The following is a 22,870-nucleotide window of genomic DNA, read 5'->3' as shown; positions in this document are numbered from 1 at the left end:
ACCATCATTTTTTTTAATAATTTATTCATTCTAAAATCCATTTCTTTCAAGTTATTGTTTCTGTTTTACCTAAGGATGTTCAGACGGCACTTAGCCAGCGAATTCCTTAAAAAAACTATTTACACCGTAGCTACTCAAAATCTGCTGCAATTCCGGTGCGCGCACCCATGGATCAACCGCCATCGGCGGCATAGGCGGTTCGACACCGTCTTCGTTTTGGTTACGGCACCAATCTGCCATGGCAAAAATTTGGATTAAAACAGGTTCGGCAAGTGCTTTGTCGATGTCCAGTTCGCTCATGGCTTGGGCAAAGCAGGCGATCCATTCGTTGCGGACTTGTACATTAACGGCAAAAGGCATATGGCGGGCGCGCAGTTGGGGATGGCCGTATTTCTGCTCGAACAAGGGCGGGCCGCCGAGCCAGCCGCTAAAAAATTCGTAGAGCTTTTCGCGTATCAGGGTCATGTCTTCGCCGTGCATTTGGCGCAAGGCTTGGTATTGCGGCTCGAGCTCCATCAAGTCGTAGAAACGGTCGGTCAGGGTGCGGATGCCGGTTGCGCCGCCAAAAGATTGGTACATGTTTGGGGACTTTCTGTGTGGATTATTACGGGATTTATTTTGAGATGTAGGATTCAGGCAAGCATGCTTACCTTACATAATGGCCGTCTGAAAGTTTCAGACGGCCTTTGGAGATTTAGCGGATTTTGAGGGTACTCAAACCAATCAGCACCAAGACGATGGTGATAATCCAGAAGCGGACGACGACTTGGGTTTCTTTCCATCCTTTTTGTTCGTAATGGTGATGAATCGGCGCCATCAGGAAGATGCGTTTTTTGGTGCGTTTGTACCAACCGACTTGCAACATAACGGAAATGGCTTCAACAACAAACAGGCCGCCCATGATGACGAGGACAAATTCTTGGCGTATGATGACGGCAACGGTACCGAGCGCTGCACCAAGCGCGAGCGCGCCGACGTCGCCCATAAAGACTTGTGCCGGATAAGCGTTAAACCACAAAAAGCCGAGACAGGCGCCACACATGGCGGTACAGAAAATCACCACTTCGTTTGCACCGGCAACGTAAGGCAATTGCAGGTATTGGGCAAATTGTGAATGGCCGCTGGCATAAGCAAAGATGGCAAGGCCGGCGGCGACAAGTACAACGGGGAATGCGGCTAAGCCGTCCAAACCGTCGGTCAGGTTAACGGCATTGGATGTACCGACGATGGTCAGGTAGGACAATACCAAGAAGCCGACTACGCCAAGCGGCAAGGCAACTTGTTTGAAGAAGGGAACAATCAGGATATTGTTGGCAGAGTTTGTAGCAAGGTAGAACAATGCCAAACCGGCGATGATGGCAACGCTGGACTGCCACACCATTTTAAATTTGGCAGACACGCCGTTAGGGTCTTTATAAACCACTTTGCGCCAGTCGTCGTAAAAACCGAGTGCGCCGGTAGCGAGCAAGACTCCTAAGAGAATCCAGATATAAGGATTTGCCCAGTTGCCCCACAAGATTGTGGACACGGTAATGGCGGTCAAGATCAGCGAGCCGCCCATGGTTGGGGTACCGTTTTTGATCAGGTGGGTTTGAGGACCGTCGGTACGGACGGCTTGACCGACTTTGAGCGCAGTCAGCTTGCGGATGGTCCACGGGCCCAACAATAATGAAAATACCAGCGCAGTCAGCGCGGCCATTACGGCACGAAATGTGGTGTATTGAAAAATATTCAGACCGGTTAACCAGTTACTGAAATGTGCGAGCCATAAAAACATGGGGCTTCCTTTTTGTTTTTGTTGTTACAGCGGGCTTATCGCCCAATTAAAAATAAATCGGTATGCCGTCTGAAATTGCAGGCGGCCTTGTTGAGTAAGATTATTTTTCTACCACGCAAATCGGATAGTTTCCGGGATTCTTTCCGCCGCCCAAGTCCAAGCAGGTATCTTCATAAATAAATGCCTGTACTTTCATTCCGGCATAAAACGCGGCAATCAGCAAACCAGCCAATAGAAAAATTTTTTTCATAATTTCTGACGGCCTTTTACGCAGTTGTTGTTGCCAACGCCTCGACTACTTCTTCCATCTTCATAAAGCGCGAGCCTTTGACCAATACAGTAGCGCGTTCAGGCAAATCGTGGCTCAACACTTGAATCAGCGGATCTTTGTCAGCAAACCACAAACCTTCCGCGCCAAACGTTTCCGCTGCTTCAACGCTGTTGTCGCCGACAAAATATGCGGCCTCGATGCCTTTATCCCGTGCATACGCGCCAACTTCGGCGTGCATGGCAGCGGCTTCATCTTCACCCAATTCACCCATGTCGCCCATCACAAAAATACGCGGCGCAGGCATAGCGGCGAGCACATCAATGGCAGCTTTCATGCTGTCGGGGTTGGCATTATAAGTATCGTCAATCAAAGTTGCATCTTTAATGCCTTGCTTGATATTCAGACGGCCTTTGATATTGCTGAAATTTTTCAGGCCGTCTGAAACTTCGACAAGGCTCAAACCTGCCGCCAAAGCCAGAGCCGCCGCCGCTACGGCATTATGCACATTGTGACGGCCGGGGACTGGCAATACCACGGCAACACGTTCATTACCACGCACCAAATCAAATTCGCAGGACAACGGTTTCAACTCAATATTTTCTGCATGGATATCGCCACTGGCAACGCCGAAAGTCTGAGCGTTCAATTGTGCAGTAGAAGCTTCAAATGTAGCGATATTGGCATCTTCGCACGGAATCAGCGCAATGCCGTCTGAAAGCAAACCTTCGTAGATTTCACTTTTGGCTTTGGCAATATCGGCGACACCATCAAAACCGCAACCGACATGCGCACGCAAGGCATTATTGACCAGAGCAACATTCGGACCGGCGATTCGGGTCAACAAAGACAATTCGCCAAAATGGTTCATACCCATTTCAATGACGGCATAGCGGTGTTTTTCGTTCAGTTTCAACAAAGTCAGCGGCAGACCAATATGATTGTTGAAATTGCCGGCAGTCGCCAACACAGCTTCATCACCAAATCGATGACGCAATACGCCGGCCAACATCTCTTTCACCGTCGTTTTGCCGGAAGAGCCGGTAATGCCGAAGACAAACGGATTCACATTTTCACGCCACGCCTTCGCCAGTTTTTGCAAAGCCGCAAGCGTATCGTCAACCTTCAGCGCGCCTTTCAAAGCCGCACAATCTTCGCGCGAAACCACAACTGCCGTTGCCCCCGCTGCCAACACATCTTCAACAAAGTCATGCGCGTCAAAGCGCTCACCGGCAAGCGCGAAAAATACGTCGCCTTCTTGAATATCACGGCTGTCTGTAACAATACGAGAAACGGGTTGATTTTCAGACGGCATTGGAAGGCCGAGAGTTTGACAGATGAAATTTAAGTCTAGTGGTTTCATAGCTTTTTTAATTAATAATCAAATGACTGTTTATTTATCTGAAAATCGATGTTGAATAACCCGATAACCATTATTTCCAGCCTTTCCTGTTTTTGCACACAGACTATCTCCGCAACGAACAATATCCGAACTATTAATCCGATTCAGCATATCTGCCTCCAATTTCTTTTGAGAGATAATGTTCGAATAGAAGAAAACCAATGCAATACCACCGAGAACTAACATAGTTAAAGTAAGTGCCATACCCAATACAGTCATTCTAAATATTTTTTGGTTTTCACTTTTAACTGCGCATAAATAAGTATTAAATTCACGCACCTGCTCAACCATCTGTTTCCGTGCATCATCCATATTTTGAGTGTATGCCTTTACTTGGGTAGAAGCGTGATGAAGGATATCATCCCTGACCATATCAACTATCATTTTTCGCTGCTGATTTAAAGAACTATCTAGTTCTTTTTGAATATTATCTACAATTTTCCCACTATCCTCTTTATATTTTTCCATAACCATGACCATATCGATCATCAGGTTCTGTATTTGCTCTGAAGCTCTATCAAGCTCATTCATTATTAATCTCACATGTCAATCCAAACTCCCTATGGATAAACTTCCATAGGGAGACTAAATTATCAATATTCATACAAAAACTATACAGAACGGGAAAAATTCCGCTGTTGTTCTTCTTGTTGCAGCGTATTTCTGCTTTCACGTTCAGTCAATTCTTGCAATTTTGTTTGTTCGATACGTCCTTGGATTTTCTCGCTAAAACTAGCAACTTCTTCCTGATTATTTGCTAGAAGCTTTTTGGCATATGAACCGTCAGTATCACTTAGCAAACCTTGAAGCATCGAACGAGTCTCTTCGTATTTTGATAAAGGCTTATGTTGTTCAATACCATTATCTGTGTACTTTTCTTTTTCCTGCTGCTGACCTTCGAGTAGCTTTTCATATCTATCTAATCGAAGCAAATCAGCTTTTTCCGATAAGATCCGCTTACGTACGCCTTCTTGAACTTTTGGACTAGAACTTCTAAAATCTTGTTTATAATGACGTAATTTACTATCATACACGGCCTCAATTATTTCAGCATCAGTTGCTGTTTTGAAATTAAGTCCGCTTTCGTCCTGTGCTCGTTTAATTTTATCCACAGTATAATCCCTATGCTGGACAGCCAAACTCCATACCATGTCCTGCACGGCCTTTCCTCGTTCGAAAAAATCAAACCCCGCCTGCTTTAAGGCTTGCAACTGGGGCTGATGATGTTTTGAAGCAATAAACTCATGCTGCGACTGATGAAATTGAGGGTCATTATTTGCTAACTCTTTCCATTTTTGATCGAATTCTTTTGTTTTAGGTTTTAATCCATCAAAAGCATGGTTATAGTTATCACTATATTTTAAATATTCTGCAAGTGTTCCCTTGGTAGTAGATAATTGATAAGAACCATAAGAAATACCTCCAGGGTCGCCGACTCCTGAAGAAATCGTTGCAGGTCCTCCACTTCCTGATTCATATCTCTTTGAAGTTTTACCTAAAAACCATTTATTTAATTCCTGTTGTGCTTTTTGAAGCTCTTGCTCATATGTTGCCATCTTAATTAGCCTTTCTTAAACAAAGAACAAATTTGAATTTTAAATATTTGGATTAACACTTCCAATGACTCGGACGCGTCAAGCTAAACTGAAAAAGTGTATATAACGGGGACATAAAGGGTTCAGAATCAAAATTTGCATCCGCATTCACATAAATAACCGCCCTGTCTTTAAAACTGATTTGATAGGCTTTTTCCGTTTGTATAAATTCGCTTCTACAACCCACTAACTCTTTAACCACATCCTTACCTAAATTGGCTTCCAAAATTTTTTTAAATTTCTGATTTGGCTCTGAATCTGACAAATTAATTGAATTGATATAGCCATTCCTACCAGATATGGTTATTTCACTATCCTTTAAAATTTTTAGCTTTATCTTACTAGTGTTATAAACATTTTCCTTATTTTTTATCGTATTATGTAGCCATTTCATCCCTTTAATATGTAGATACCGTTCTGCCTCAGTCCCTACTTCAGGCTGCTGCGTATCTGAGAAAATCAACAATAATTCTTTAAGCTGCATATTCCTCTGAGAGGCTGGAGCATTTCTGGGTTTAGCAGAAATATCTATAGAAAATACGATACAAAGCAAACCTAATAATACTCTTCCATTCATTTTTAACTCCTAAAATCAAAAACTTAACGATTATACATCAAATCTTATTAAAAAATAAATTAATAAGCAAAATATAAGACAATCTAAAAGACTATCTTTAATTCAGACGGCCTATCTGTTCTGATTAATCAGCGGATACGGATTCACCGCGCCGTTCGGCAGATATACACCGTAATGCAGGTGGGCCGGTGTAGTTCTAGCGTTGCCGGTTTTACCGACATAGCCGATGACCTGCCCTTCTTTGACTCGCTCATACAGGCGGATACGGGCAAATTTATTCAGGTGGGCATAGTAATGCCACGCACCCGGCCCTTGGATACCGATAACTTTACCGCCCAATCGGTTGCGCCCAATTTTGGTTACGATACCGGGCGTCGTACTGCGTATCGGCGTATTTTTCTTAGCAAAAATATCCACACCTTCATGCCTGCGCCCCTGACTGCGCGCCGCGCCCCAAGTGTCGTCAAAACGCTTGCCTTTAACAGGATTCGGCAGGCTTTGCTCGACCGGAGGCTGTTGCGCCCTCAACTGCTCGATTTCTGCAGTAGGACGCGGAAGTTGTTTGGTTGTACAGCCTGCGAATAAAACTACGGCTGCACTGATTAATAAGGTTTTTATCGGCATTTTCAGCATCAAATCGGTCTCCTTGTTGTTCAGACGGCCTTGTTAAAAAGTCCTCTGAAACAAACAACTGTGATGGGTTTAATGGCTGACGTGCCGTAATGCGTGTGTCGTATTGCTTTTATTGTATATGTTTAAATCTTTTTCAGACGGCCTTAAGGTTTCGGGCCGTCTGAACATTTGCGATATAGCTTAACCGCGCTCTGCCAATGCTTTTTCTGCGATTTCAAAATCGGAGAAATGGTGCTTCACGCCTTGTACATCCTGATAGTTTTCATGCCCTTTACCGGCAATCAGGATGATGTCATTCGCAGCAGCTTGTTCAACCGCATAACGAATGGCAACAGCGCGATCAACTTCGACACGCTCAGGATTAGGTACGGCAGGCAAAATATCGCTGATGATGTCTTGCGGATTCTCCAAGCGCGGGTTGTCGCTGGTAACCACCACTTTATCGGCACCCTGCACGGCTGCCGCGCCCATCAATGGGCGTTTACCGCGGTCTCGGTTGCCGCCGCAGCCGAAGACGCACCATAAGGCCGCGCGCTGCGGTTTGATTTCCTGCAAAGTGGAGAGTGCTTTTTCCAGTGCATCGGGCGTGTGGGCATAATCGACAACGACCAAAGGTTTGCCGCTGTTCATAATGCAATCCATGCGACCTGAAGCAGGACGGATTTTTGCCAGTACTTCCAAAACGTTATTGAGTGGATAACCGTTGGCACACAGCAAGGTAACGCAGGCGGCGAGGTTTTGCGCGTTGAACCGTCCGAGCAGGCGAGTGCGGCAGCGGCCTTCGCCCCACGGGGTTTGGAATACGGCTTCCATGCCGTCTGAAGAGGCGGTGAAATGAACAATGCGGATGTCGGCGTGTTCGCTGAAGCCGTAGCTGTAAACGGCCAGATCAGGACAGTCTTTTTTCAGACGACCTGCGAGTTCTGCGCCGTATTCGTCATCTACGTTGATGATGGCGTGTTTCAAGCCTTGCCAGTAAAACAGGCGCGACTTGATGGCGCCGTAGGCTTCCATCGTGCCGTGGTAGTCAAGGTGGTCTCGGGTGAGGTTGGTGAAGATTGCGCTGCGGAATGGCACGCCGTTGACGCGCGATTGGTCAAGGCCGTGGCTGGAGACTTCCATCGCGGCGGCTGTCGCGCCTTGTTGACGGAAACGGTAGAGCAGGGTTTGGACATCGACAGGGGCGGGGGTGGTATGCGTGGTTTCTTCCAATGCACCCCAAAAGCCGTTGCCGACCGTGCCGATAATGGTGGTTTTTTCGCCCAATAAATCGGCGGCTTGTGCCAGCCATTGCGTGATAGAGGTTTTGCCGTTGGTGCCGGTTACGCCCCAGACTTTGAGGCCGTCTGAAACGTTGCCGTAAACTTGCGCCGCCAACATGCCGGCACGGTGTTTCAAATCTTTAATGCCTTGATTGGGAACTTTCCATTCGGGATTCCATGTGAATTTGCCGTCATCATCCCAAAAAACAAAGGTGGCACCGTTGGCAATGGCGGCAGGAATATAGCTACGGCCGTCTGTATATTCGCCCTGACAGGCAACGAAAATGTCACCCTGTTTAATTTGTCGGCTGTCTGAATGCAACAAACGCCCTGCTGCGTTTTCACACAGCAGAGGCGGAAAGTTGGTTTCAGCCAAGGGGGTTAACTTGCTGAACATAAACAATATCTCTTTGATTGTTTGGATTATGACGGTACTTTGACAGTAGCGGTGTTACTTAAAGGCTTGGTCGGGGAAACGCCTAAGATGTTCAAGCTTCCGCTCATGACTTCTTTGAATACGGGACCGGCAACCACGCCGCCGTAATAGCCGTTGGCAGTCGGTTCGTCGATGGTAACGGCCACAATCACGCGTGGATTTTTAGCCGGAGCAAAGCCGATAAACGTACCGACGTGTTTGTTGTCCACATAGCGGCCATTGACCAATTTACGCGCCGTACCGGTTTTCGCACCTACGTCAAAACCATCCACAGCACCGGCAGTACCGGTACCGCCGGCTTCAGTAACGGAAACCATCAACTCGCGCACTTTTTTCGCAGTAGAGGCTTTGATGACGCGCTTGCCTTTAGGTGCAACCGCTTGTTTTTCAAAACTTACCGGCAACAATTCGCCGTCATGGGTCAAGACAGTATAAGCTCGCGCCAATTGCAATAAGCTTAATTGCAGGCCATAACCGAAAGACATGGTTGCCTGTTCGATTTTTTGCCATCTGCGCCAGCTTCTCAACAAACCTGCAGTCTCACCAGGAAAGCCTGAATGCATGCGCACGCCCACACCTAAATCGTGATAGAAATCGTACATTTCTTTAGGCGTAAACATGGCAGAAAGTTTACTGGTACCGACGTTGGAAGATTTTTGCATAATGCCGCGTACATCCAAAGTAGGATAAACGTGGGTATCTTGTACGGTAGCCGGACCGATTTTGTAAGGCAGGGTATTGAACGTATCGTTTGCATCCACTTTGCCTGAATCCAATGCTTTAGCAATGGTAAACGGCTTCATTGCAGAACCGGGTTCGATCATGTCGGTTACAGCTCGATTACGGCGCTGTTCGCTATTGGCTTGACCCGGTTGATTCGGATCGTAAGCCGGGCTATTGACCAAAGCCAAAATCTCGCCGGTTTGCGCATCCAATACCACAACCGTACCCGCTTTAGCTTTGTGATAAGCCACCGCTTTGTTTAACTCGTCATAAGCCAGCGTTTGAATACGCTGATCCAAAGACAAAATCATGTCTTGGCCGTTTTTAGGCACGCTGTTGCGTGGAGAATCGAGGCTGTCTACGATATTGCCCTTGTTGTCGCGCAATACGACTTTCGCACCATCTTCACCGCGCAGGCTGTCTTCACGGGAAAGCTCCAATCCCTCCTGACCTTTGCCGTCGATATTGGTAAAACCGATAACGTGCGCAAACAGATTGCCCATCGGGTAATGGCGTTTCAATTCTTTTTGGAATGCGATGCCTTTAATGCCCAATGCTTTGATTTCTTCTGCTTTCTCGTAGCTGAGTTGGCGTTTCAGATAGATAAAGCCTTTGTCTTTTTTAGACAATTTATTTTTCAAAACTTCAACAGGCACATCGGCAATGGCCGACAATTTTTCCAACTGCTCGTCAGTCGGCATTTCCTCCATACCGGAAGGCATGGCATACAATGATTCGGTAGGCGCACTCAAAGCCAATGTAGCACCATTGCGGTCGGTAATCATACCGCGTGATGCCGGCAGCGGAAGCGTACGCACAAAACGTTGGTCGCCCTGATTTTTCAAAAACTCATGCTGACTGGTTTGCAGATAAACCCCGCGTACCAACAGACCGGTAAATGCCAGCGCAACAGCGCCCAGCACCAAACCGATTCGCCCGTTACTTGTCAGCGGCTTTTTCGTTTTTGTTGTTCCAGACAGCATTTGAGGTTTATATTCGTTCTTAATTAACATGTTGAACTTCTCATGACTTAGCTGCTCAGTGAGCCATCAAATCCCGTAAATCTTGCACTAATGCAAGGCTCTATATTCTTATTTTTTGCGTTCCAGCATAGCCGTATTATGCGCACCCGGTGGAAGCAGATGTTGCTTTTCGGCCGCCACTTTAATCAGTTTGTGGTTTGCCAGCCTGGCCTGCTCCAATTTCAAGCGCGCGTAATCCTGTTCCAACTGAATTTCCCGTTTTTGTGCCTTATCCAACTCGATAAAATGCAAACGGGACTGGTTTTGCTTAAACACTACGGCAAAGGCTGAGACCGTCACCAAAACCAGCAATAAAATATTCAACTTACCCATCTCAAACTTTCAGACGGCCTGTCAATAGAAACATCCCTTGCGACAATGCCGAAACGCTTTCTCTAGTCAACAACCGAAAATTCGCCACTGCTTCGCTCCGCCACACGTAAAACTGCACTACGCGCACGCGGGTTAGCTTCAGTCTCTGTCGAACCCGGTTTGATTGCTTTGCCCACAGCCTTCAAAGGCGGCTGAGGCAAATCCGCTTCCTTGACCACTGCCCAACGGGGCAATGGCGCATGTTGCGAATATTTTTTAATAAACTGCTTCACAATTCTGTCTTCCAGCGAATGGAACGCAATAACAGCCAAACGTCCACCCTCTTTCAGACGGCCTGCAACCTGCGGCAAAACTGCCTCTACCTCTTCAAGCTCGCGGTTAATAAAGATGCGAACTGCCTGGAAGGTGCGCGTTGCAGGGTCCTGTCCGCGCTCACGAGTACGGACGTTTTGCGCCACAAGCTGCGCCAGCTTGCGGGTTGTATCGATGGGACTCTCCTCGCGTTGCGCAACAATGGCGCGCGCAATCTGGCGACTAAACCGCTCTTCACCATAATTCTTAATTACCTCGTGTAAATCCTGTTCGGATGCGGTTGCAATCCATTCTGCCGCAGACATCCCGCGAGTCGGATCCATCCGCATATCCAGCGGCGCATCAAAGCGGAAACTGAATCCGCGGCTGCCATCGTCAATTTGCGGCGACGAAATCCCCAAATCAAAAAGCGCACCGTCAATCTTATCGATGCCTAATTCATCCAAGGCCGTCTGAAATGTTTCAAAACCATTGTGTACGACACTGACGCGCTTATCTTGCTTTGCCAATTCATTAGCTACCGCAATCGCCTCGGGGTCTTTATCAAAAACAACCAAACGACCCTGCTCACCCAAACGCGACAAAATCAGCCGGGAATGCCCTCCCCTACCGAACGTACCGTCCACATAAATCCCGTCTTCACGGATTGCCAACGCATCCACCGCCTCATGCAACAAGACAGTAACATGCTGATAATTTTCAACTTTACTCACAATTGCAAATCCGTTTGACTCAATTGGAAAGCCAACTCATCAGGATCAATATCCAAAGCCTGATTCATTTCCTCTTCCCAATGTTCGCGACCCCACAACTCCATACGGTTTGCACGGCCAACCAAAGTAACTTCTTTTTCAAAATCCACGCGTTTGCGCAGATTGGCCGGAATCAAAACGCGTCCGGCGCTGTCCCATTCCAAAATCTCCGCATTGTGCAGCAGTAAATTCTGATACCGTTGCAAAGACTCATTGCCGGCCACTTTCAACTTCAAAATCTGCTCGGCTTTTTCTTCCCAAACGGGCTCGGGGTACATCAATAATTTTTTTCGAGAATCCAGTGTAACCACAATTGCAGGCGTATAACGGCGCAGCAAAATATCGCGGAATTTGGCAGGAATCGCCAACCGCCCTTTACTGTCCATACTCAATTCATGAGCGCCGCCAAACACATCACACCCCAAATTCTATTAAAATAAAACTAGAGTGGGATTAAAAATCCCACCTCCCTAAAATATTTCGTTTTCACTTCTACGGAACACTTTTTAGGAAAAAGTAACCACTTTCACCCACTATGCCCCACTAACCGACACTATAAGAAATTTTGGCAATCAGGTCAAATCAACCCTTCATCCGAAATGAAACACTAAACACTTAAAATTCAATAGCTTATATATACAAAAATGCATGACAAATTAATATGTCAGTCATCTCATATAGCATAAAACACTATATATAGTATTATTTGTGTTTTAAAAATACTATATATAGTATTTTTATACCCGATTACCACCCCTGTCACAAGGGGCTATAATATACAAACAAATTCAAATTTTTTACATTATCTAACAGTCATGAAGCCACAACTCCCCCTCCCTTCCCCTGATGCACAAGCCTCTTCAGCACACCTGACCAAGCTCATAAAACACGAAATTAAACAACATCAAAACTGGATACCCTTCTCCCGTTTTATGGAGCTTGCCCTTTACACACCTCAATACGGCTATTACAGCGGAGGCAGTCATAAAATCGGTACGGACGGCGACTTCATTACCGCCCCCACCCTTTCCCCCCTATTCGGACAAACCCTTGCCAAACAACTTACCGAATTACTGCCGCAAACAGCAGGCAATATCTACGAATTTGGTGCAGGCACAGGTCATCTCGCTGCCACACTCTTGCAAGACCTTTCAGACGGCCTGAATCATTACTATATTATTGAGTTATCAGCAGAACTTGCAGAGAGACAACGCCAACATATTATTGAGCACACATCTCCCGAAGCAGCAGCAAAAGTCATCCACCTTACCGCATTATCAGAACACTTTGACGGCATCATCATCGGCAACGAAGTATTGGATGCCATGTCGGTTGAACGCTTGATTTATCAAAACGAAGGGTTTCAACAAATCGGCGTCAGCCTAGAGAATGACGGGCTAATCGAAGCCATCAGACCATTGACCCAAGCCGAACTTACGCAAACAGCCGCCTTATACTTCCCTCCCCTTCCCTCATACACAAGCGAACTGCATCCGGCACAATATGCCTTTATCCAAACCCTGGCCGCCAAATTGCGGCGCGGCGGCATGATATTTATCGATTACGGCTTCGATGCCGCTCAGTATTACCATCCGCAACGCAAGGAAGGCACATTTATCGGCCACTATCGCCATCACACTATCCACAACCCATTTTTCAATATCGGCCTGACCGATTTGACTGCACACGTCAATTTCACCGATATCGCACGCGCCGGCACGGAATCAGGTTTGGATTTAATCGGCTACCTGCCCCAATCTTATTTCCTGCTCAATCTCGGCATCACCGATCTGCTGGCACAAATCGGCAGCCCGGATTCGGTTGAATATATCCAAGCCGCTGCTGCAGTACAGAAACTGATACATCAGCACGAAATGGGTGAACTTTTTAAAGTCATCGCTTTTGGCAAAGACATCGATATCGATTGGACAGGCTTCAGCCACGGCGATATTTGTCATAAGCTATAGCCTGACAACCTACTTTTTATTTTTTAAAAACAATAAGAAATAAAAAAAAGCAAAATTAGCGCTTGCCAAATATTCAAAAAAAACTATAATAGCGACTTCACGAAACGGCGAATTAGCTCAGTCGGTTAGAGCAGAGGAATCATAATCCTTGTGTCCGGGGTTCGAGTCCCTGATTCGCCACCAAATTTCGGGGGTATAGCTCAGTTGGTAGAGCGCTTGCATGGCATGCAAGAGGTCAGCGGTTCGATCCCGCTTACCTCCACCACTAAACAAAAAAGCTCTTGTTAAATACAAGAGCTTTTTTGTTTGGCTTGATTAATAACTGATTGCTCATTAATTTTGCCACTTCAATACCCAATCAATAAAGGCCGTCTGAAACATTTCAGACGGCCTTTTGTCTTTAATTACTTCACAAGCTTCAATACTTTTTTCGGTTTTTCTTCCGCAGATTCAGCTTTTTTATCTTCCGCCGCTGCAGCTTCAACAGAAGCAGGCTGATATGGTTCTACCTCAAAACCCATACCCTCTCCACTTTCGCGGCCAAATATACTGACAATATGACCGACCGGAATCCAAATCTCGTGCGCTACGCCGGAAAAGCGGGCAGAGAAATTGACCCATTCATTGTCGATATTCAAGTTATGGCTGGCGGTAGGACCAATATTTAAAACAATTTCATTGTCACGCACATACTGCATCGGCACACGGGTATGTTCATTTACCCAAGCCACGATGTGCGGTGTTTGGTTATTATCCAAACACCATCCATACAAAGCACGCAACAAATACGGTTTGGTTGAAGTTGCCATAGATCTGTCCTTTAGCGGCGCATGGCTTTTTCAGCCGGCGTCAATGCCTCAATGAAGGCTTCGCGTTGGAAAATACGCTCGGCGTACTTCAGCAAAGGCGCAGCAGATTTACCCAGTTTGATGTCGTAATAGTCCAAACGCCACAACAGCGGAGACAAGGCAACATCAATCATAGAAAAGTCGTCGCCCAAGATGTATTTGTTTTTAGTAAAAGATGGTGCCAACAGTGTCAAACCATTACCAATGGCTTCACGCGCTTTAGCTTGTTCTTTATTGGTAGATTCAGGGTTTTCCAACACTTGCACCAAGCTGAACAATTCTTTTTCCATACGGTACAGCACCAAACGGCCGCGACCGCGCATAACAGGATCGCCCGGCATCAACTGAGGATGAGGGAAACGCTCGTCAATGTATTCGTTGATAATGTTTGATTCGTGCAAAATCAAATCACGCTCAACCAGAACCGGTACTTGGTTATACGGATTCATCAAAGCCAAGTCTTCAGGTTTATTGAACACGTCCACATCTTTGATTTCAAAATCCATGCCTTTTTCGTACAGCACAAAACGGCAGCGCTGGCTGAATGGACAAGTAATACCTGAATACAATGTCATCATAATCTTTTACTCCTGATAAATCTTTTCAGACGGCCTTAAGCCTTATAAAAATTCAGAAAGAATTATACATAATTTCAAACACTTAATCTAGAAATTTCACATATCATGTTGTTTATATTAAGTAATTTTAAAATTTACATTATTTTCGCATAAACCAATTTCACAAACAAAAAAGGCAAACCTGAAACAGGTTTGCCTTTTTGATTCAAAAGAATTAGTGAACGTCTTTCCAGAATTCTTTTTTCAGGAAGTAAGCCAATGGCAGCATTACCGCAAACAGGAATGCCAGAACCATGTAGCCGATGCGGTGGCGTTGCAACTGAGCAGGCTCGCCCATGTACACCAAGTAGTTCACCAAGTCGCGTACATAAGTATCGTACTCTTTTTGGATCACTTTACCGTTAGGCAGGCGACGGCTGTGCAGACCGGTAGACTCCCAATACAACTTAGGAGTCAGGTTGCCATGCTCGTCTTTAATCATAACGGGCTGACCTTTGGCATCCAACTCAACGGCTTGAACACCTTGTTGCTCCCACAATGGGTGAGGCATACTCGCACCGGCCAAAACAGTATTATTCCAACCGGTCGGACGAGTTGGGTCTTTATAGAAGCCACGCATATAGGCGTACAGGTAGTCTGCACCTTTAGAACGGGCAATCAGGGTCAAATCCGGTGGAGGCGCACCCAACCATTTGGAGGCATCTTTCGGATCCATTGCCGCTACCATGACATCACCAACGTTGTCTGTTGTGAACATCAAGTTTTTCTTGATTTCATCTTCAGTCAAACCGATGTCTTTCAGACGATTGAAGCGCATACCGCTTGCAGAGTGGCAAGACAAACAGTAGTTTGTAAAGATTTGCGCACCGTGCTGCAGGCTGACTTGGTCACGCAGGTCGATATCGACTTTTTCGTAGTGTCCGCCGCCGCTGGCAACGGCTGCACTCATAGGCACTGCCAGCAATAAGGCAGCAAACCAGTTTTTTAGAGTTTGTTTCATTTTCGCTGCCCTCATCAGATATTGGTTGCAAACAAGTAAGCACCGACAACGGTAATACCGACGTAAACAAAGAACATAATTTTTTGTTTAGTAGTGCTCATGGTTACGCGTTCAGGAACTGGTTTGTTGGTATCCAGTTTGGTATAGAACGGCATACCCAGGAAGAATGCAAAGTAGACGAAAGACAGGATACGTGCAACCAAAGTACGAGTATCAGTTGCTACCATTGCACCCAAAATACCCAAACCGATGAAGGCAATGATGAACAGAACCAATGCGGTTTTGAAGATTGGGCCGCGATAGCGGACAGATTTAACCTCGCCTTTATCCAACCAAGGCAACAAGGCAATCAGTACAACTGCTGCACCCATACCGATTACACCCCATACCTGAGTACCGGCAAAGGAAGGAATCGCACGCAGAATTGCGTAGAACGGAGTGAAGTACCATACCGGAGCAATGTGCGGAGGTGTTTTCAGCGCATTTGCTGCATCAAAGTTCGGGGCTTCGAGGAAGTAGCCGCCACCTTCAGGTGCAAAGAACAACACAGAACAGAAGACAATCAGGAATACAACGACGCCCAAGATGTCTTTAACGGTGTAGTAAGGATGGAATGGGATACCATCGCGTGGAATACCGTTTTCATCTTTGTTTTTCTTGATTTCAACGCCATCAGGGTTGTTAGAACCCACTTCGTGCAAGGCGATGATGTGAGCCACAACCAAGCCGAGCAATACCAGAGGTACTGCGATAACGTGCAGGGCGAAGAAGCGGTTCAAAGTAACGTCGGAAACGTTGAAGTCACCGCGGATCCAAGTGGACAAATCAGGACCGATAACAGGGATGGCGGAGAACAGGTTAATAATTACCTGCGCACCCCAGAAGGACATTTGACCCCAAGGCAACAGGTAACCCATAAAGGCTTCTGCCATCAATGCCAAGAAAATCAGGGAACCGAAAATCCACACCAATTCACGAGGTTTTTTGTACGAGCCGTAAATCAGACCACGGAACATGTGCAGATAAACGACGATGAAGAAGAAAGATGCGCCTGTGGAGTGCATGTAGCGGATAATCCAGCCGCCGGACACGTCGCGCATGATGTACTCTACTGCGGTAAAGGCAGCAGGCAGATGGTAGGCGTTAAGGTTGCCGTCCGGTTTGTAGTTCATGGTCAGGAAAATACCGCTGACGATTTGAATTACAAGGACGAGCAGAGCCAAAGAGCCGAAGTAGTACCAGAAGTTGAAGTTCTTCGGCGCATAGTATTGAGCCAAATGCTCATTCCACATTTTAGACAGAGGGAAGCGATCGTCCATCCAGCCTAACAATGCTTTTGCTTTGCTATTGGTTTGGTTTGCCATAATTATCGTTCCTTATTTTTAGTCTTCGCCCACCAAAACAGTCGTATCGCTCAGATATTTGTAAGGCGGTACAACCAAGTTGGTCGGTGCAGGAACACCTTTGTATACTCGGCCTGCAATGTCGAATTTCGAACCGTGGCAAGGGCAGAAGAAACCGCCTTTCCAGTCTGCGCCCAAGTCGGCGGGAGCAATGTCGGGACGGTAAGTCGGAGAGCAACCCAGGTGGGTACAGATACCGATAGCGACGAGGAGGTTCGGTTTGATCGAACGGTGCTCGTTTTTACAGTTTTCGGGCTGATGATCCACTTCGGAATTGGGATCGACAACTGCGCCATCCAAACTTTTCAAGTCTTTGAGCTGTTGATCTGTGCGGTTGACCAGCCAGATCGGTTTGCCCTGCCATTCGGCAGTCAGCATTTGGCCTGCTTCGATTTTGCTGACATCTACTTCGACAGCAGCACCGGCAGCCTTAGCTTTCTCCGATGGGAAGAAGCTGGCCACGAAAGGCGTAGCTACGCCCAGAGCCGCCACACCGCCTGCACCGCAAGTAGCCAGTGTCAGGAAACGGCGGCGACCGTTGTTGATTTCTTGATTATCCATTATTCAGTCGTCCTAAAATTTTGGGAATACCGAGCCATTAAACAGCGTAATTCTACCTAGTTTGTTGTAATACTCAAAGCATTATTTAAAATAAGGTAAAGTTTTATGATATTTCTCAATACTCAGGCAGGATTGTTTTCATCAAAGTGAACCACTTCGATACCGAATTTTTCTGCCACGGCATCGCCTAAGGCGCGGACGCCGTAACGTTCTGTTGCATGATGTCCGGCGCTGATAAATGCCACACCCGTTTCGTTGGCAAGATGATATTGCGCTTCGGAAATCTCACCGGTCAGATACGCATCGACACCTTCGTCTGCGGCCGTCTGAAAAAATCCCTGCGCACCACCGCTGCACCAGGCAATGCGTTTGATTTCGCGTTCAAGATCGCCGATAACGGTCGGCTTGCGGTCAAATACCGCCTCAATGCGTTCAGACAACTGCGCCAATGTTTGCGTGGTTTTCAGACGGCCTGTATTCAACAGGTTTTGCTCGCCGAATTGTTTTTCTAGCACCCAATCGAGTTTCTCGGCCAACTGCGCGTTATTACCCAATTGCGGGTGTGCGTCCAGCGGCAGGTGGTAGCCCACCATATTGATTTGGTGTTGCAGCAAGGTTTCAATGCGTGCTTTTTTCCAACCGGTAATCGTGACAGGCTCGCTTTTCCAAAACATACCGTGGTGAACCAAAAGCAGATCCGCCCCCTGCCCTACGGCAAAATCGATTGCCGCTTTGCTGGCGGTAACCGAAGTGGCGATTTTGGCAATTTCTTCTTTGCCTTCAACCTGCAAACCGTTGGGCGCATAGTCCTTAAACAGCCCGACCTGCAATGTCTCATCGCACCAAGCCAGAATTTCGCGGCGTAAAGCCATATTCCGCTCCTTATATCTATCTTCAAAAACAGCTTCGCATTCTAACTGCAAAATCTGTTTATGCCTCAAATTCTTACATTCCGATTTCAGCAATCATTCCCAACATTAATCATTTGCACATCATTATGAATTATTTTAATATACGCCACCTTACCCACAGGCCGTCTGAAAACACATGGACTCTATTATCGAATTGCGTCATCTCAAAACCTTGCTGGCTTTAGAAGAAACCGGCAGCGTTTCCCTTGCCGCCAAACGGGTTTTCCTGACCCAATCTGCCCTGTCGCACCAAATCCGCGCCTTGGAAAATTATTACGAAACGCCGTTGTTTGAACGTAAATCCACACCTTTGCGCTTCACTCCGGCCGGTATGCGCCTGTTGCAACTGGCGCGTGAACTGTTGCCTCAGGTTGCCGCCGCCGAACGTGACCTAGTGCGGATTATCGAAGGCGAAGCCGGCGAACTCAGACTTGCCGTCGAATGCCACACCTGCTTTGACTGGCTGATGCCTGCCATGGGCGAGTTCCGCCCCTTATGGCCGCAAGTTGAATTGGACATCGTTTCCGGTTTTCAAGCCGATCCGGTCGGGCTGCTGCTGCAACACCGCGCCGATCTTGCCATCGTTTCCGAAGCCGAGCTACTCAACGGCATCAGCTACCGCCCCCTGTTTGCCTATGAAATGGTCGGCATCTGCGCAGAAGACCACCCGCTTGCCGACAAAGACGTTTGGGAAGCGGAAGATTTTATCGACGAAACCCTGATTACTTATCCCGTCCCCGACGAAATGCTGGATTTGCCCAAAAAAGTACTGCTGCCCAAAGGCATTAATCCGCTGCGCCGCCACAGCGAGCTGACCATTGCTATTATCCAGCTGGTTGCCAGCAAACGCGGCATCGCCGCCCTGCCCTACTGGACGGTCATGCCGTATCTGGAAAAAGGCTACGTCGTCCACCGCAAAATCACTTCAGACGGCCTGCAAAGCAAACTTTATGCCGCCATTCGTACGGAAGATGCCAACAAAGGCTATCTGGACAACTTCTGCCAAATCACGCATGACCGCTGTTTTGCCGACTTGCCGGGCTTGAGCGAATTGGAAATGTAAACTTGAAACAATCAAAAGGCCGTCTGAACAATTTTCAGACGGCCTTTTTTAATCTATAAAAAAATTTCACTGCTTCTATTCAGATTCATCCGAACCTAAACACGCCGACAAATCGATTTCAGACGGCCATGTTTTATCGGGCGCAACCCGAATATCGAAATGCTCGCCACGATAGTCGAAAACCAAACGCCAAGCGTGCAGAAATAGATGTTCCGCCTCATCGCCGCCATACAACGTATCGCCCAAAATCGGACTGCCTATGCTTTTCATGGCCACGCGCAGCTGATGGGTTTTGCCGGTAAACGGTTGCAACACAAACAGGCGCAAACCGGGCTTCAGGCTTTGGCTGCTGAAACGGGTAACGGCAAAATTATCCTCGTCACGCGTCAGTTTCCATGTACCGCGCCGCGAACGCGCCATACCGCCTTTCACCCAACCCTGCTTCTTCGCCGGCTTGTGCGTACCGAGTGCCAAATAAGTTTTACGCATGGTTTTCTCGGCAAACTGCGCCGATAAAGCCGCCGCGCTGTCGCGGTTGAGCGCAAGCAGCAACAGGCCGCTGGTGGCTTTGTCCAAACGGTGAACCAGCCACACGCGCTCAACGCCGAGCTGCTGCGCCAGCGATGCGGTCAGGCAAACCTCCCCTTCCGATTCGCTATGCACCGATACGCCGCAAGGCTTATTGATGACCACAAAGTCTTTGTGTTCAAAAACAAGGTCCCACATTTCAGACGGCCTTCAACACGATACCATCGCCAAGCAGGGTCAAGATACCCAGCAGGCAGAACAAAATACACGCAGCAATGCGCACTGCTTTGGCCGGAATTTTGCGCATCAGCATTTCGCCCAAATACACGGCAGGCACAGAAGCAATCATCAAACCGGCAATACTGCCGACCACGACCAGCAGGATAGATTGGTATTTTGCCGCCAAAAGAACTGTTGCAATCTGCGTTTTATCGCCGATTTCAGCCAAGAAAAACAGGACGACCGTCGCCGTAAATGCGCCGTATTTCAGCCACTTGCTGTCAGGATCTTCGTCTTTGTCCGGCAGCAGCAACCATAAACCGACCGCAATAAAGCTGCCGCCGACCACCCATTTCATGACTTCGGGCGAAATAGCGGATGCCAGCCAGACACCGAGTGCGGCTGAAACAAGATGGTTCAACAGAGTTGCAACAAAGATACCGGCAACAATCGCGTTTTTGTGGGCAAAACGTGCTGCCAAAAAGAGCACCAGCAATTGCGTTTTATCGCCGATTTCGGCAATGGCAACGCCCAGCGTCGAGGAGAAAAAAGCTTCCATGATTTAAGATACTCAACCGAAAAGCGGGCAAACAAAAAGCGCTGTGCATACCGCCCGCAAGGGTATGGACAACGCTTACGTCTTGCCTGTCTTCCGATAAAGCAGAGAAGATACCGCTGCCACGGCCGCAAAGCCGATTATGTTGACAACGGTTTCGGCATTGCGCCGAATGGCTACTCCCGTAAGAGTGGAGCGCGCATTGTAAGGCAAACCATTGTTTAAAGCAACAAAAAGAAAAACAAAAGGCCGTCTGAAACCTCATTCAATAAAGTTTCAGACAGCCTTTTTCACAACGATTAATTATCGGAGAACAAATCACCTACTTTCTCGCCTACTTTTTCCCAAAACGATTTCTTGCGCGGGGTTTGGCTGAGATTAAGACCGGAGGAGATTTTTTCAAATTCTTCCAACAACTCTTTCTGACGGTCGGTCAGGTTAACCGGTGTTTCAACCAAAATGTGGCAGTACAAATCGCCGGTCGAGCTGGAGCGCAGAGACTTAATGCCTTTGCCTTTCACGCGCATGCGGCGGCCGGTTTGCGTTTCTTTCGGAATGTGCAGTTTAACTTTGCCGTCCAAAGTCGGCACTTCGACTTCGCCGCCCAATGCGGCAATCGCAAAGCTGATCGGCAGTTCGCAATGCAGGTCCAAGCCGTTGCGCTCGAAGATTTTGTGCTGTCTCACGCGGACATTGACGTACAAATCGCCTGCCGGTGCGCCGTGTTGACCCGGCTCGCCCTCGCCGCTCAAGCGGATGCGTTGGCCGTCGTCGATGCCTGCCGGAATGTTGACTTCAACCGTTTTGCTGGTTTTGGTGCGGCCTTCGCCACGGCATTTGACGCAAGGATCTTTGATTTCTTTGCCTGTACCGTGACAAGTCGGACAAGTCTGCTGCATTTGGAAAATGGCTTGGCGGACGTGCACCGTGCCAGAGCCGTGACAGGTCGAACAAGTCGATGCGGATGTGCCCGGTTTGGCACCTGAACCGTGGCAGACATCACATTCTTCGTAAGTCGGAATGTTGATGCGTTTTTTCACGCCTTTGGCGGCTTCTTCAAGCGAAATCTCTATGCCGACCTGCAAGTCCGCGCCGCTGTAATCCGGCTGACGGCCGCCTGCGCTGCCGCCACCGCCGAACATTTGGCTGAAAATATCGGAAAAATCGAAGCCTTGCGCACCACCAAAACCGCCAAAGCCACCGAATCCGCCCGCGCCGCCGCCCATGCCCTGTTCGAACGCGGCATGGCCGTATTGGTCGTACATGGCGCGTTTTTCTTTGTCGGACAAGGTGTCGTAAGCTTTTTGGACTTCTTTGAATTTTTCTTCCGCTTCTTTGTTGTCAGGATTGCGGTCGGGATGGTATTTCATTGCCAGCTTGCGGTAGGCTTTTTTGATTTCATCGTCGCTAGCGCTGCGGGCAACACCAAGGGTTTCGTAATAATCTTGGGTACTCATAATTTTGATAGTGTTTTGAATAAGTTTGAACTGGGTCGGATATGTGGGCGGAAGGTAAAAAACTCAAGTCGATATTTTTAAGGCCGTCTGAAAATTTTGTTTCAGACGGCCTCCCTCGCCTTGTCAAAGCATGATAATGGCCTTAAAGTAAAAAATATTTGACCCCATACCGCTGTTTTATATTAGAAAGGTTTTCCTCCATGATGAAAAAAACCGCTTCCTTTTTATGCCTGATGCTGATGGCGGCCGCTGTCCAAGCCGCGCCTTCCGACAGCGAACGCATTGCGGCACTGGAGCGTCAGGTGGCCGAACTGACTGCCCAAGTAAACCGCCTACTGAGCGAGCGTTTGGACGAGCGTTCCGCACGCAGAAACAACGAAGTTCACGTGTGTACGTTGTCGGCATTTACCGACACATTCCGTACCGAAAACGTCAACCGCGGCCGCGCACGCTTGGATGTGATTCAGCAATGCCGCCGCCGGCACGCGGAAATGTTCTGCAAGGAAGAAGCCGTCCGTTGCCAGACTTACCGTTAACCTTTCATACTCAGGCCGTCTGAAACCCTGTTTTCAGACGGCCTTTTGATTGTTTGCGTTCTTCCATGTCAAAACAAACGGGAAACAACAATGCCAAAGCGGTTTGACATGATGTTACGACACAAGCAATCCGCTTCTGAATCCGCTATAA

Annotated in this window: 25 protein-coding genes and 2 tRNA genes; 5 read left to right on the top strand and 22 right to left on the bottom strand. The window is 47.6% G+C overall.

The window, feature by feature from the left end:
• Window positions 1-90 precede the first annotated feature (90 nt).
• From HMPREF3052_RS10785 to mraZ, 13 genes are all read right to left on the bottom strand, one after another.
• Window positions 91-579 carry a group II truncated hemoglobin gene (locus tag HMPREF3052_RS10785; protein ID WP_070749812.1) on the bottom strand — a complete coding sequence of 163 codons (489 nt, stop codon included), beginning with the start codon at window positions 577-579 and terminating at the stop codon, window positions 91-93.
• A 115-nt stretch (window positions 580-694) separates the two neighbouring features.
• The gene (mraY, locus tag HMPREF3052_RS10780; RefSeq protein WP_003685861.1) at window positions 695-1,777 is read right to left on the bottom strand and encodes a phospho-N-acetylmuramoyl-pentapeptide-transferase; all 1,083 of its coding nucleotides are present in this window, start codon (window positions 1,775-1,777) and stop codon (window positions 695-697) included.
• Window positions 1,778-1,877: 100 nt separating this feature from the next.
• Window positions 1,878-2,027, bottom strand: a complete 150-nt coding sequence (locus tag HMPREF3052_RS11845) for a hypothetical protein (RefSeq protein WP_003685853.1) — start codon at window positions 2,025-2,027, stop codon at window positions 1,878-1,880.
• 16 nt (window positions 2,028-2,043) lie between these two features.
• Window positions 2,044-3,408, bottom strand: a complete 1,365-nt coding sequence (murF, locus tag HMPREF3052_RS10775; protein WP_070749811.1) for a UDP-N-acetylmuramoyl-tripeptide--D-alanyl-D-alanine ligase — start codon at window positions 3,406-3,408, stop codon at window positions 2,044-2,046.
• Window positions 3,409-3,438: 30 nt separating this feature from the next.
• Window positions 3,439-3,978: a lytic enzyme gene (locus HMPREF3052_RS10770; RefSeq protein ID WP_070749810.1), complete on the bottom strand. Its 540-nt coding sequence runs from the start codon at window positions 3,976-3,978 to the stop codon at window positions 3,439-3,441.
• 80 nt (window positions 3,979-4,058) lie between these two features.
• Complete coding sequence (locus HMPREF3052_RS10765; RefSeq protein ID WP_070749809.1) at window positions 4,059-5,003, bottom strand: VgrG-related protein; 945 nt, start codon at window positions 5,001-5,003, stop codon at window positions 4,059-4,061.
• Between the two features lie 52 nt (window positions 5,004-5,055).
• Window positions 5,056-5,619: a hypothetical protein gene (locus HMPREF3052_RS10760; protein WP_070749808.1), complete on the bottom strand. Its 564-nt coding sequence runs from the start codon at window positions 5,617-5,619 to the stop codon at window positions 5,056-5,058.
• Between the two features lie 111 nt (window positions 5,620-5,730).
• On the bottom strand, window positions 5,731-6,252 hold the full coding sequence (locus tag HMPREF3052_RS10755) for a M23 family metallopeptidase (RefSeq protein ID WP_070749807.1): 522 nt from the start codon (window positions 6,250-6,252) through the stop codon (window positions 5,731-5,733).
• Window positions 6,253-6,432: 180 nt separating this feature from the next.
• Window positions 6,433-7,911 (bottom strand): UDP-N-acetylmuramoyl-L-alanyl-D-glutamate--2,6-diaminopimelate ligase, encoded by a 1,479-nt coding sequence (locus tag HMPREF3052_RS10750; protein ID WP_070749806.1) that lies wholly within the window; start codon window positions 7,909-7,911, stop codon window positions 6,433-6,435.
• Between the two features lie 26 nt (window positions 7,912-7,937).
• A complete protein-coding gene (locus HMPREF3052_RS10745; RefSeq protein WP_070749805.1) occupies window positions 7,938-9,686 on the bottom strand; it encodes a peptidoglycan D,D-transpeptidase PBP2 in 1,749 nt (582 codons plus the stop codon).
• A gap of 78 nt (window positions 9,687-9,764) precedes the next feature.
• Window positions 9,765-10,028 (bottom strand): cell division protein FtsL, encoded by a 264-nt coding sequence (ftsL, locus tag HMPREF3052_RS10740; RefSeq protein WP_003681879.1) that lies wholly within the window; start codon window positions 10,026-10,028, stop codon window positions 9,765-9,767.
• Window positions 10,029-10,090: 62 nt separating this feature from the next.
• Window positions 10,091-11,053, bottom strand: coding sequence for a 16S rRNA (cytosine(1402)-N(4))-methyltransferase RsmH (gene rsmH / locus HMPREF3052_RS10735; protein WP_070749804.1), 963 nt, complete (start codon window positions 11,051-11,053; stop codon window positions 10,091-10,093).
• Window positions 11,050-11,505, bottom strand: a complete 456-nt coding sequence (gene mraZ / locus HMPREF3052_RS10730; RefSeq protein ID WP_003748265.1) for a division/cell wall cluster transcriptional repressor MraZ — start codon at window positions 11,503-11,505, stop codon at window positions 11,050-11,052. Before mraZ ends, rsmH begins: the two co-directional genes overlap by 4 nt.
• A 402-nt stretch (window positions 11,506-11,907) precedes the next feature.
• On the opposite strand from mraZ, the gene HMPREF3052_RS10725 reads away from it, so the two are divergent.
• From HMPREF3052_RS10725 to HMPREF3052_RS10715, 3 genes are all read left to right on the top strand, one after another.
• Complete coding sequence (locus HMPREF3052_RS10725) at window positions 11,908-13,059, top strand: class I SAM-dependent methyltransferase (RefSeq protein WP_070749803.1); 1,152 nt, start codon at window positions 11,908-11,910, stop codon at window positions 13,057-13,059.
• Window positions 13,060-13,165: 106 nt separating this feature from the next.
• Window positions 13,166-13,242, top strand: a tRNA-Met gene (locus HMPREF3052_RS10720).
• A 6-nt stretch (window positions 13,243-13,248) separates the two neighbouring features.
• A tRNA-Ala gene (locus tag HMPREF3052_RS10715) sits at window positions 13,249-13,324 on the top strand.
• Between the two features lie 139 nt (window positions 13,325-13,463).
• Here the strand turns inward: HMPREF3052_RS10715 and HMPREF3052_RS10710 are convergent.
• The 6 genes from HMPREF3052_RS10710 to HMPREF3052_RS10685 all read right to left on the bottom strand — a co-directional run bounded on the left by HMPREF3052_RS10710 (window position 13,464) and on the right by HMPREF3052_RS10685 (window position 18,321).
• Window positions 13,464-13,868, bottom strand: coding sequence for a ClpXP protease specificity-enhancing factor (locus tag HMPREF3052_RS10710; RefSeq protein WP_070749802.1), 405 nt, complete (start codon window positions 13,866-13,868; stop codon window positions 13,464-13,466).
• 11 nt (window positions 13,869-13,879) lie between these two features.
• Window positions 13,880-14,485, bottom strand: a complete 606-nt coding sequence (locus HMPREF3052_RS10705) for a glutathione S-transferase N-terminal domain-containing protein (RefSeq protein ID WP_039861850.1) — start codon at window positions 14,483-14,485, stop codon at window positions 13,880-13,882.
• Window positions 14,486-14,699: 214 nt separating this feature from the next.
• Window positions 14,700-15,485, bottom strand: a complete 786-nt coding sequence (locus tag HMPREF3052_RS10700; RefSeq protein ID WP_039864285.1) for a cytochrome c1 — start codon at window positions 15,483-15,485, stop codon at window positions 14,700-14,702.
• A 14-nt stretch (window positions 15,486-15,499) separates the two neighbouring features.
• Window positions 15,500-16,849 carry a cytochrome b gene (locus HMPREF3052_RS10695; RefSeq protein ID WP_049328413.1) on the bottom strand — a complete coding sequence of 450 codons (1,350 nt, stop codon included), beginning with the start codon at window positions 16,847-16,849 and terminating at the stop codon, window positions 15,500-15,502.
• An 18-nt stretch (window positions 16,850-16,867) separates the two neighbouring features.
• Window positions 16,868-17,449 carry a ubiquinol-cytochrome c reductase iron-sulfur subunit gene (gene petA, locus HMPREF3052_RS10690; protein WP_049350863.1) on the bottom strand — a complete coding sequence of 194 codons (582 nt, stop codon included), beginning with the start codon at window positions 17,447-17,449 and terminating at the stop codon, window positions 16,868-16,870.
• A gap of 122 nt (window positions 17,450-17,571) precedes the next feature.
• On the bottom strand, window positions 17,572-18,321 hold the full coding sequence (locus HMPREF3052_RS10685) for a Nif3-like dinuclear metal center hexameric protein (protein ID WP_070749801.1): 750 nt from the start codon (window positions 18,319-18,321) through the stop codon (window positions 17,572-17,574).
• Between the two features lie 175 nt (window positions 18,322-18,496).
• On the opposite strand from HMPREF3052_RS10685, the gene HMPREF3052_RS10680 reads away from it, so the two are divergent.
• Window positions 18,497-19,423, top strand: coding sequence for a LysR family transcriptional regulator (locus HMPREF3052_RS10680; RefSeq protein WP_070749800.1), 927 nt, complete (start codon window positions 18,497-18,499; stop codon window positions 19,421-19,423).
• A 75-nt stretch (window positions 19,424-19,498) separates the two neighbouring features.
• On the opposite strand, the gene HMPREF3052_RS10675 is transcribed toward HMPREF3052_RS10680, so the two are convergent.
• From HMPREF3052_RS10675 to dnaJ, 3 genes are all read right to left on the bottom strand, one after another.
• Window positions 19,499-20,149 carry a TIGR01621 family pseudouridine synthase gene (locus HMPREF3052_RS10675; protein ID WP_070749799.1) on the bottom strand — a complete coding sequence of 217 codons (651 nt, stop codon included), beginning with the start codon at window positions 20,147-20,149 and terminating at the stop codon, window positions 19,499-19,501.
• A gap of 1 nt (window position 20,150) precedes the next feature.
• Complete coding sequence (locus tag HMPREF3052_RS10670; RefSeq protein ID WP_070749798.1) at window positions 20,151-20,729, bottom strand: TMEM165/GDT1 family protein; 579 nt, start codon at window positions 20,727-20,729, stop codon at window positions 20,151-20,153.
• A gap of 296 nt (window positions 20,730-21,025) precedes the next feature.
• A complete protein-coding gene (dnaJ, locus tag HMPREF3052_RS10665; RefSeq protein ID WP_070749797.1) occupies window positions 21,026-22,183 on the bottom strand; it encodes a molecular chaperone DnaJ in 1,158 nt (385 codons plus the stop codon).
• A gap of 200 nt (window positions 22,184-22,383) precedes the next feature.
• Between dnaJ and HMPREF3052_RS10660 the strand changes: the two genes are divergently transcribed.
• Window positions 22,384-22,719 carry a hypothetical protein gene (locus tag HMPREF3052_RS10660; protein WP_070749796.1) on the top strand — a complete coding sequence of 112 codons (336 nt, stop codon included), beginning with the start codon at window positions 22,384-22,386 and terminating at the stop codon, window positions 22,717-22,719.
• Window positions 22,720-22,870 lie beyond the last annotated feature (151 nt).

Source organism: Neisseria sp. HMSC056A03 (assembly GCF_001815685.1).
GTDB classification, from domain to species: Bacteria; Pseudomonadota; Gammaproteobacteria; order Burkholderiales; family Neisseriaceae; genus Neisseria; species Neisseria subflava.
The sequence above is the reverse complement of the archived record's forward strand: the minus strand, read 5'-3'. Positions and strand labels throughout refer to the sequence as shown.